This is a genomic window from Rhodococcus sp. 05-2254-6 (assembly GCF_002258565.1).
Lineage (GTDB): Bacteria > Actinomycetota > Actinomycetes > Mycobacteriales > Mycobacteriaceae > Rhodococcoides.
On the sequence record NZ_NOZF01000190.1, the window covers coordinates 35,047 to 45,621 of the forward strand.

8 protein-coding genes are annotated in these 10,575 nt (G+C 66.1%); 6 read left to right on the forward strand and 2 right to left on the reverse strand.

The genetic code is table 11. The annotated features are described in order from the left end of the window. Nucleotides 1-228: 228 nt before the first annotated feature. Nucleotides 229-1,206, forward strand: a complete 978-nt coding sequence (locus CH256_RS26800; RefSeq protein ID WP_094671423.1) for a DoxX family protein — start codon at nucleotides 229-231, stop codon at nucleotides 1,204-1,206. 75 nt (nucleotides 1,207-1,281) lie between these two features. Here CH256_RS26800 and ilvD read toward each other — a convergent pair whose 3' ends face one another. Together ilvD and CH256_RS26810 are read right to left on the reverse strand one after the other, a co-directional pair. Further along, nucleotides 1,282-3,123, reverse strand: a complete 1,842-nt coding sequence (ilvD, locus tag CH256_RS26805; protein WP_094671425.1) for a dihydroxy-acid dehydratase — start codon at nucleotides 3,121-3,123, stop codon at nucleotides 1,282-1,284. A gap of 60 nt (nucleotides 3,124-3,183) precedes the next feature. Then, on the reverse strand, nucleotides 3,184-3,723 hold the full coding sequence (locus CH256_RS26810; protein WP_179272245.1) for a PH domain-containing protein: 540 nt from the start codon (nucleotides 3,721-3,723) through the stop codon (nucleotides 3,184-3,186). Between the two features lie 257 nt (nucleotides 3,724-3,980). Between CH256_RS26810 and CH256_RS26815 the strand changes: the two genes are divergently transcribed. From CH256_RS26815 to CH256_RS26835, 5 genes are all read left to right on the forward strand, one after another. Then, nucleotides 3,981-5,936, forward strand: coding sequence for an acetolactate synthase large subunit (locus CH256_RS26815; RefSeq protein ID WP_068049511.1), 1,956 nt, complete (start codon nucleotides 3,981-3,983; stop codon nucleotides 5,934-5,936). Beyond that, complete coding sequence (gene ilvN / locus CH256_RS26820; protein WP_032397758.1) at nucleotides 5,933-6,436, forward strand: acetolactate synthase small subunit; 504 nt, start codon at nucleotides 5,933-5,935, stop codon at nucleotides 6,434-6,436. The genes CH256_RS26815 and ilvN overlap by 4 nt, the downstream gene beginning before the upstream one ends. Nucleotides 6,437-6,496: 60 nt before the next feature. Further along, on the forward strand, nucleotides 6,497-7,498 hold the full coding sequence (gene ilvC / locus CH256_RS26825; protein WP_170944858.1) for a ketol-acid reductoisomerase: 1,002 nt from the start codon (nucleotides 6,497-6,499) through the stop codon (nucleotides 7,496-7,498). A gap of 185 nt (nucleotides 7,499-7,683) precedes the next feature. Then, nucleotides 7,684-9,279: a phosphoglycerate dehydrogenase gene (gene serA, locus CH256_RS26830; RefSeq protein WP_094642254.1), complete on the forward strand. Its 1,596-nt coding sequence runs from the start codon at nucleotides 7,684-7,686 to the stop codon at nucleotides 9,277-9,279. Between the two features lie 49 nt (nucleotides 9,280-9,328). Then, nucleotides 9,329-10,339, forward strand: a complete 1,011-nt coding sequence (locus CH256_RS26835; protein WP_094671427.1) for a 3-isopropylmalate dehydrogenase — start codon at nucleotides 9,329-9,331, stop codon at nucleotides 10,337-10,339. The last annotated feature ends 236 nt before the right edge of the window (nucleotides 10,340-10,575 follow it).

Below are 10,575 nucleotides of genomic sequence, written 5' to 3' on the forward strand. Positions count from 1 at the left end.
CGATTCGACGACTCGAATGCGTCGCCGTTCACTCCTGCGCCGGAGGTGGGCGCACCCGGCGAGCAGGGCAGCGGTCATCGTCAGGGCGACGACGGCAGCGGTTGCAGTTCGTGGCGACGCTCCGACCGGCTTCATGCTTCGAACGGTACGGAACGCCGAGGGAGACTCGCCACGCGGCCGTGAGCGTCAACGTCGGTGAGGAGCGCACTTCGGCTCTAGTGTGGAGAGGTGACCGATACACCGCGCGACCCCAACCGGCCGGATACGTCGTACGAACCGGCCGAAAGTCCGTACGACAATCCCACGGAGAAGATTCCACCCTCCTCGCGCTCCACCACCGAGACGCCGGCGTCCGACCGCACCGACACCTCGGGTGCGCCGACCACGGCGTTCGGCGCTCAGCGTTCGGACCGACTGCCACGAACCGACGACGAACTCGACTTTCCGCACTCGTCCTCGTCCGATGCACGCTCGGCCGATGCACAGCCGACGGAGAAGATGCAGGCATATCGCCCGTCGGCCTTTGCCGATTCGCCGACCGACGGCCCGTCGGCCTCCGACAAGACGTCGTCGAGTGCGTACTCCGATCGCTCCACCGAGTATCTGGGCACCACCGCTGCCGCGGCTCCGGCAGCAGCAGTCGCGTCCGAGCCGGAGATTCGTACGGAGACCGTCGAGGTTCCCGCGCGCCGCGGCAGCACCGACCTGGGCCTGTTCATCCTTCGCGTCACCATCGGCGCGGTGTTTCTCGGTCACGGACTGCAGAAGCTCGTGGGACTGTGGAACGGCCCCGGCCTCGACGGATTTCAGAACCTGCTGGAGACTTCCGGATTCCGCTACTCGGAGATCCTCGCGATCGCGGCCGCGGCAGGCGAAACCCTCGGCGGCGCGCTGCTGATCCTGGGTCTGGCAACACCACTGGCAGGTGCCGCTGTGCTCGCCACGATCATCAACGCCTGGTGCTTCAAGCAAGCCGTCGAGCCCGGACTGCAGTTCTCGGGCACCGGCGGCGTGGAGTACGAGACGGTTCTCGGCTTCGCCGCTGCCGCGATCATCCTCACGGGCCCGGGCAAGATCGCATTCGACGGCCGACGCGGATGGGCCACCCGGCCGCGGATCGGTTCGTTCCTCGCACTCGTCGTCGGTATCGCCGCGGGCGTGTGCATCTGGATCTTCCTCAACGGGGCCAACCCCGTCGTCCGCTGACTCCGGATACCGTCCAGACCACGTGAGCGGAACCTCGTAGCCTGCTACGACGTTCCGCTCACGTGCGTTTCACCCTCAGGGGACGTAGCGAACAGCACCCTTGTCCGCCGATGTCGCCAACGCCGCGTAGGCGCGCAGAGCGGTGGTGACCGTGCGCTGACGGTCGACCGGCTGCCACGGTCGCTCGGACGCGTTCATCTTCGCTCGCCGCGTCTCGAGGGTCTCCTCGTCGACGAGGATCTCGAGGGTGCGAGTCGCGACGTCGATCCAGACCTGGTCACCGTTCTCCACGAGCCCGATCACACCGCCGGCAGCGGCCTCGGGGGAAATGTGTCCGATGGACAGTCCCGACGTTCCGCCGGAGAAGCGGCCATCGGTGATCAGTGCGCAGACCTTGCCCAGACCGGCACCCTTGAGGAAGGCCGTCGGGTGCAGCATCTCCTGCATGCCCGGACCGCCCTTGGGGCCCTCGTAGCGAACGACCAGCACATCGCCGGGCCGAATCTTCTTCTGCAGGATGGCCGAGACGGCTTCTTCCTGCGACTCGACGACCAGTGCCGGACCCTGGAAGGAGAACAGCTCCTCGTCGATGCCTGCGGTCTTGAGGATCGCACCGTCGACGGCGATGTTGCCGCGCAGTACCACCAGGCCACCCTCGACCGTGTAGGCATGTTCGAGATCGCGGATGCAGCCGCCTGCGGCGTCGGTGTCGAGCGAGGACCAGCGGTTTCCCGTGGAGAACGGTTCGACGGTGCGCACACCACCCGGGGCGGCGTGGAACAACTCGACGGCCTCGGCGGACGCCTTGCCGGATCGAATGTCCCACGTGTCGAGCCATTCCTCGAAGCTCTTCGTGTGCACGGTCGAGACGTCGGTTTCGAGGAGGTTCGCGCGCCGCAGTTCACCGAGGAGGGCCGGGATTCCGCCGGCGCGGTGCACGTCTTCCATGTGGTAATCGGAGTTGGGGGAGACCTTCGACAAGCACGGAACCTTACGGCTGATGGCGTCGATGGTGTCCAGGTCGAAGTCGACCTCGCCCTCCTGTGCGGCGGCGAGGGTGTGCAGCACCGTGTTGGTCGACCCTCCCATCGCCACGTCGAGAGCCATCGCGTTGCGGAACGCGGCCGGAGTTGCGATGTTGCGGGGGAGTACGGATTCGTCCTCGTCGCGGTAGTACTTCAGAGCGGCCTCGACGATGGTGGTGCCGGCACGCGTGAACAGTGCTCGACGGGCCTGATGAGTGGCCAGGGTGGAGCCGTTGCCGGGCAGGGCCAGGCCGAGCGCCTCGGTGAGGCAGTTCATCGAGTTCGCCGTGAACATGCCCGAGCACGAGCCGCACGTGGGGCACGCGCTGCGCTCGACCTCGTCGAGGCCTGCCTCGGACACGGCGTCGTTGGCACTGGCGGAGATCGCGGTGATCAGGTCGGTCGGTGCCTGCGCGACGCCGTCGACGACCACGGCCTTGCCCGCCTCCATCGGTCCACCGGAGACGAACACGGCCGGGATGTTCAGGCGCATCGCCGCATTGAGCATGCCGGGAGTGATCTTGTCGCAGTTGGATATACAGACGAGCGCGTCGGCGGTGTGCGCATTCGCCATGTACTCGACGGAGTCGGCGATGATCTCGCGGCTGGGCAGCGAGTACAGCATGCCGCCGTGGCCCATGGCGATCCCGTCGTCGACGGCGATGGTGTGGAACTCCCGGGGAACTCCGCCTGCCGCCCGGACGGCGTCGGCGACGATCTCGCCGACGTTCTTCAGGTGCACGTGGCCGGGGACGAACTGGGTGTACGAGTTCGCGATGGCGACGATGGGCTTTCCGAAATCCGAATCGGTCATTCCGGTGGCGCGCCACAGCGAGCGCGCGCCCGCGGCATTGCGTCCGACAGTGGTGACCCGTGAGCGTAGCGGCGGCATAGTGCGTTGTCCTCGTTCGTTGCAGCGGTTTCTCGCATCGACGAGGTTACTCGCCGCCGACTACTGCTCCTTCGCTGCCTGTTCGTCGCCGTTCTCGCCGTCCTCGAGGTCTCGAGCTTCGGCCTCGGCCGCGGCTGCTGCAGCGGCATAGGGGTCGGTGATCCGGCCGCCGCTGGCCACGGCGAGTTGGGGGAGCAGATCGAATCGCACCAGCGGCAACGACTTCTCGCTCTTGTCGGTCAGGACCACCCGCGCCCAGCGGCGATCCGGGAAGTGCAGACCCGCCACCGATTCCCACGCGATCACATCCGAACCCACGAACCGTCGAGCCGTGATCGCCTCGGGAGAGATGACCGTGCGCACTCGAAACACCCAGATGCCCGCGACGATCGGCAGGATCAGCAGCCATCCCATGGCCGCGGGCCAGCTGGCGGCAGTCAGTCCGGTGCCGAACAGCAGCAGGCCGACGCCGAGGAGCGCGAGGCGCGGGACTCGGATGACCTGGGTTCTCGATGGTTGCGCTCCCTCGGCACCGTTCGGTGACTCGGGTGCGGTGTGGGATGATGGCCGAGGTGGTTCGGACTGCTGCGAAGACGACACCCATTCATCTTCGCATTGCATCTACGCGATCTCACATAATGGGATTGCGTCGTGACGAGTTTGACTCTTCCCTGTGCGCGCGCCTACCGTCGAGCGCGTGAAGCGGAATTGGATACTCGTAATCGGCCGGCGCGTCAACGCCTGAGCCGGTTGTTCAAACTCGCATCGACGCGCCACCCTCGTACAGCTCACGCTGACGGGGGTTTTTTCTTGCCCAGAGATCGCCCAGCAATTTCACATTCCTGAGGAAGCAATCAGTGAGCGCACCAACCGCACGCCCAGGGCCCACGACCCGTAAGTCGGGGACAGCCTCCAGCCCGTCGACCAGCCCGTCCGCAGAAGCGGCGACCAACGGTTCGCGACGCCACGTCGCACCGGAGAAGGTCACCGGCGCACAGTCGGTCGTTCGGGCCCTCGAAGAACTCGACGTCGACACCGTATTCGGCATTCCCGGTGGCGCGGTTCTCCCGGTCTACGACCCGCTCTTCGACTCCGTGAAGGTGCGCCACATTCTGGTGCGCCACGAGCAGGGTGCCGGTCACGCCGCGACGGGCTACGCCCAGGCGACCGGCAAGGTCGGCGTCTGCATGGCGACGTCCGGTCCCGGCGCGACCAACCTCGTGACCCCACTCGCCGACGCTCAGATGGATTCGGTTCCGGTCGTCGCGATCACCGGTCAGGTCGCCCGCAGTCTGATCGGGACGGACGGCTTCCAGGAAGCCGACATCTCGGGTATCACGATGCCGGTCACCAAGCACAACTTCCTCATCACCGACGGTGCCGACATCCCGCGCATCATGGCCGAGGCCTTCTACATCGCCTCCTCCGGCCGTCCCGGTGCCGTGCTCGTCGACATCCCCAAGGACGTGCTGCAGGCACAGACCACGTTCTCGTGGCCGCCGGAGATGCGTCTGCCCGGATACCGTCCGGTCACCAAGCCGCACGGCAAGCAGGTCCGCGAAGCAGCCCGCTACATCGCCGACGCCAAGCAGCCGGTGCTGTACGTGGGCGGCGGCGTCATCAAGGCCGACGCCTCGGCGGAACTGCTCGAGCTCGCCGAACTGACCGGAATTCCGGTCGTGACCACTCTGATGGCTCGCGGCGCGTTCCCCGACTCGCACAATCAGAACCTGGGAATGCCGGGTATGCACGGGACCGTCGCCGCGGTGGCCGCGTTGCAGCGGAGCGATCTGCTGATCACGCTCGGTGCCCGGTTCGACGACCGCGTCACCGGTCAGCTCTCGTCCTTCGCCCCCGATGCCAAGGTCATCCACGCCGACATCGACCCTGCCGAGATCGGCAAGAACCGCTACGCGGACGTGCCGATCGTCGGCGACTGCCGTGAGGTCATCACCGAGCTCATCGAGGCGCTGCGGGCGGACCGCGCGACCGGAACCACGCTCGACCTCGAGCAGTGGTGGGTCTACCTGAACGGCATCCGCAAGACCTACCCGCTGAGCTACGACCGCCCGGCCGACGGATCGATGTCCCCGGAGTTCGTCATCAGCTCGGTCGGCAAGTTCGCCGGACCCGACGCGATCTACTGCGCCGGCGTCGGTCAGCACCAGATGTGGGCCGCGCAGTTCATCAACTACGAGAAGCCGCGCACGTGGCTCAACTCGGGTGGCCTCGGCACGATGGGGTACGCGGTCCCGGCCGCAATGGGTGCCAAGAGGGGCCTCCCCGACGCCGAGGTGTGGGCCATCGACGGTGACGGATGCTTCCAGATGACCAACCAGGAACTCGCGACCTGTGCGGTCGAGGGCATCCCGATCAAGGTCGCGCTCATCAACAACGGCAACCTCGGCATGGTCCGTCAGTGGCAGACCCTGTTCTACGAAGAGCGCTACTCCAACACCAACCTCGGTACCCACGGTGCCGTCCGCATTCCCGATTTCGTGAAGCTCGCCGAGGCGCTCGGTTGCGTCGGGCTGCGGTGCGAGCGGGAAGAGGACGTCGATGCGGTGATCGCGCAGGCGCGAGCGATCAACGATCGTCCGGTCGTCATCGACTTCATCGTCGGAGCCGACGCGCAGGTGTGGCCGATGGTCGCTGCCGGAACGGGCAACGACGAGATCATGGCCGCCCGCGGAATCCGTCCGCTGTTCGACGAGGACGAGACCGTGGGCAGCGAGCCCGGCCTCGACGAGGCCATGGAGCGCGAGCAGGCCCCGCACCCGCAGATCGACGACGTGAAAGGCACCGACAAGTGAGCACGAGCCATACCCTCAGCGTCCTCGTCGAGGACAAGCCAGGTGTGCTGGCCCGCGTCGCCGCGCTGTTCTCGCGCCGTGGATTCAACATCTCCTCGCTTGCCGTCGGCGGCACCGAGATTCCCGAGATCTCGCGGATGACGATCGTGGTGACCGTCGACGAATTCCCGCTCGAACAGGTGACCAAGCAGCTCAACAAGCTCATCAACGTCATCAAGATCGTCGAGCAGGACGACGACTCCTCGGTGGCTCGCGAGTTGGTGCTGATCAAGGTCCGCGCCGACGCCAGTGTGCGCAGTGAGGTCATCGAAACGGTGAACCTGTTCCGCGCCAAGGTGATCGACGTGTCTCCCGAGGCCGTGACGGTCGAGGCGACGGGCACCCGCTCGAAGCTCGATGCGTTGTTGAAGATGTTGGACCCCTATGGAATTCGAGAAATAGTTCAGTCGGGAGTCGTTGCCGTCGGACGTGGACCGAAATCGATCACAGCGTCGCGCTGAGCGACGGACGTGATTTTCAGCGAAATCGAAGAGGAAAGGTTACAAACAGTGGCAGTCGAGATGTTCTACGACGACGATGCTGATCTGTCGATCATTCAGGGCCGCAAGGTCGCTGTGATCGGTTACGGAAGCCAGGGCCACGCGCACTCGCTGAGCCTGCGCGACTCCGGTGTCGATGTGCGCATCGGCCTGGCAGCGGGCTCGAAGTCCCGCGCCAAGGCGGAGGAGCAGGGCCTGAAGGTCGGCACTCCCGCCGAGGTGTCCGAATGGGCCGACGTGATCATGGTGCTCGCACCCGATACCGCGCAGGCCAAGATCTTCTCCGAGGAGATCGAGCCCAACCTGAAGGACGGCGACGCGCTGTTCTTCGGCCACGGTCTCAACATCCACTTCGACCTGATCAAGGCTCCGGAGTTCGTCACCGTCGGCATGGTCGCACCCAAGGGCCCCGGCCACCTCGTGCGTCGCCAGTTCGTCGACGGCAAGGGTGTTCCCGCGCTCATCGCCATCGACCAGGACCCCAAGGGCGAAGGTCAGGCACTGGCCCTGTCCTGGGCCAAGGGCATCGGTGGAACGCGCGCAGGCGTCATCAAGACCACGTTCAAGGAAGAGACCGAGACCGACCTCTTCGGCGAGCAGGCCGTGCTGTGCGGTGGCACCGAGGAGCTCGTCAAGACGGGCTTCGAGGTCATGGTCGAGGCCGGCTACGCGCCCGAGATGGCGTACTTCGAGGTGCTGCACGAGCTCAAGCTCATCGTCGACCTCATGTACGAGGGCGGCATCGCTCGGATGAACTACTCGGTGTCCGACACCGCGGAGTTCGGTGGCTACCTCTCGGGCCCGCGCGTGATCGACGCAGGCACCAAGGAGCGCATGAAGGCCATCCTGGCCGACATCCAGTCGGGTGAGTTCACCCGTCGCCTGGTCGCCAACGTCGAGAACGGCAACACCGAGCTCGAAGGCCTGCGCAAGGCCAACGCCGAGCACCCCATCGAGGTCACCGGCAAGAAGCTGCGCGACCTGATGAGCTGGGTCGATCGCCCGATCACCGAAACGGCTTGATTCTCATCGAATCACGTTCGCACGCATGCTGATCGAAGGGCACCCCTGCATCGGTAGGGGTGCCCTTCGGTGCGTGCACCAGGTGGCGTCGCAGCTCGACGTCTCCGGCCTCTAAACTGTTTCTGCTGCACCAGCTCCGAATTTTCATCGACAACAGTCTCGAACCGACATAGGGAGTTTTTCACGTGAGCCAGCCAGGCCGTCCTGTCGTTCTGATCGCCGACAAACTTGCGCCGTCCACCGTCGAGGCATTGGGCGACGGCGTCGAGGTCCGTTGGGTCGACGGCCCGGATCGCCCCGCGCTGCTCGCCGCGGTTCCCGAGGCCGACGCGATCCTGGTGCGTTCCGCGACCACGGTCGACGCAGAGGTTCTGGCCGCCGGAACCAAGCTCAAGATCGTCGCCCGCGCCGGTGTCGGCCTGGACAACGTCGACGTACCTGCAGCCACCGAGCGCGGTGTCCTCGTCGTCAACGCCCCGACCTCCAACATCCACACCGCTGCCGAGCATGCGGTGACGCTGTTGCTGTCGGCCGCGCGCCAGATTCCCGCCGCCGACGCCACCCTGCGTCAGCACGAGTGGAAGCGCAGCAAGTTCAACGGTGTCGAGATATTCGGCAAGACCGTCGGCGTCGTCGGACTCGGCCGCATCGGTCAGCTGTTCGCGCAGCGCCTGGCCGCATTCGAGACCCACATCATCGCCTACGACCCCTACGTCTCGGCCGCCCGCGCCGCCCAGCTCGGCATCGAACTGGTGAGCCTGGACGAGCTGCTCGAGCGTGCCGACATGTTCTCGGTTCACCTGCCGAAGACCCCGGAGACCAAGGGAATCATCGGCAAGGAAGCCCTCGCCAAGACCAAGCCCGGTGTCATCGTCGTCAACGCCGCTCGCGGTGGACTGGTCGACGAGCAGGCCCTGGCCGACGCCATCACCTCCGGCCACGTCTTCGCCGCGGGAATCGACGTGTACGCCTCCGAGCCGTGCACCGACAGCCCGCTGTTCGAGCTGCCTCAGGTCGTCGTCACCCCGCACCTCGGCGCGTCGACCACCGAGGCCCAGGACCGCGCGGGCACCGATGTCGCCAAGTCCGTACTGCTCGCTCTCGCAGGCGAATTCGTGCCCGACGCCGTCAACGTCAAGGGTGGTGCCGTGGGCGAGGAGGTCTCCCCGTGGCTCGAGATCGTGCGCAAGCAGGGTGTGCTGCTCGGCGCTCTGTCCACCGAACTTCCCACCTCGCTGTCGGTCGACGTTCGCGGCGAACTCGCCACCGAGGACGTCGAGATCCTCAAGCTCTCGGCGCTGCGCGGACTCTTCTCCGCCGTCATCGAGGACGCGGTCACGTTCGTCAACGCCCCCTCGCTCGCCGAGGAGCGTGGCGTCACCGCCGAGGTCACCACAGCCTCCGAGAGCGAGAACCACCGCAGCGTCGTCGACATTCGCGCCGTCTACGGCGACGGTTCGGTGCTCAACGTCGCGGGCACGCTGACCGGCACCACGCAGGTCGAGAAGATCGTCAACATCAACGGTCGCAACTTCGACCTCCGTGCCGAGGGCAAGAACCTGATCGTCAACTACGCGGATCAGCCCGGCAGCCTCGGCCGGATCGGCACCCTGCTCGGCGATGCCGGCATCGACATCCAGGCCGCCGCCCTGAGCCAGGACTCCGAGGGCGACGGTGCAACGATTCTGCTGCGCGTCGACAAGGACGTTCCGGACGAGCTGAGCGCGAGCATCGCATCGGCGGTCGGCGCGTCCACCATCGAGCTGGTCGACCTGTCCTGAGCATCGCTCGCAGTCGATCGAACGAAGTCGAACAATCACGAGGAGTGAGATGAAGCTGGCCGTCATCGCCGGGGACGGAATCGGACCCGAGGTCGTCACCGAGGCGCTCGCCGTGCTCGACGTGGTCGCACCCGGAGCCGAGAAGACCGAGTACGACCTCGGTGCTCGTCGCTACAACGCAACCGGAGAACTGCTGCCGGACTCGGTGTTGACGGAACTGCGTGAGCACGACGCAATTCTGTTGGGAGCCATCGGAGATCCGTCGGTGCCCAGCGGCGTGCTCGAGCGTGGACTGTTGTTGCGAGCTCGGTTCGAGCTCGATCACCACATCAATCTGCGCCCGGCCAAGCTGTACCCCGGAGTGGTCGGGCCGTTGGCCGGTGACAAGCAGATCGACGTCGTGGTCGTGCGTGAGGGCACCGAAGGTCCGTACACCGGAAACGGTGGAGCGCTTCGCGTCGGCACGCCGCACGAGGTGGCCACCGAGGTCAGTGTCAACACCCGCTACGGCGTCGAACGGGTGGTGCGCAACGGTTTCGAGCGGGCGCTGACGCGGCGCAAGCATCTGACGCTGCTGCACAAGACCAATGTGCTCACCTTCGCTGGCAGCCTCTGGGCTCGCACAGTGGACGAGGTCGCGGCGGAGTTCCCGGACGTCGAGGTCGCGTACCAGCACATCGATGCCGCGATGATTCACCTCGTGACCGACCCGGGCCGGTTCGACGTCATCGTCACCGACAATCTGTTCGGCGACATCGTGACCGACCTCTCGGCGGCGGTGACCGGTGGAATCGGTTTGGCCGCAAGCGGAAACATCGATGCGACCGGTACCAATCCGAGCATGTTCGAGCCCGTGCACGGCAGCGCTCCCGACATCGCAGGGCAGCAGAAGGCCGATCCGACCGCTGCCATCCTGTCGGTGTCGCTGCTACTCGATCATCTCGGCGACGCGGCAGGAGCGGCGCGTGTGGAAGCCGCTGTCGCAGCGGACCTCGCCGAGCGGGGAACCACGACTGCGTCGACGAAAGAGATCGGCGCACGAATCGCCGCTTGCCTCTAACCGAACCGACACGAATGCCACGGTAGGCCGACCGGCCACCGTGGCATTTCGTGTTTCCGGACATCCCCACCGTGCTGAATCAGCCGACGCGGTCGGAATTCTTTTCGGGACTGTCGGCCCTCTCGTCGGGACTCTCGGGACGTGGATCGTCGGGGACGATCGGCACGGAGAGTGCGGGGAAGACCGCCGACACCAGGAATGCGACGGGAAAGCTGACCGCCGCGAGGGCCCCGAAC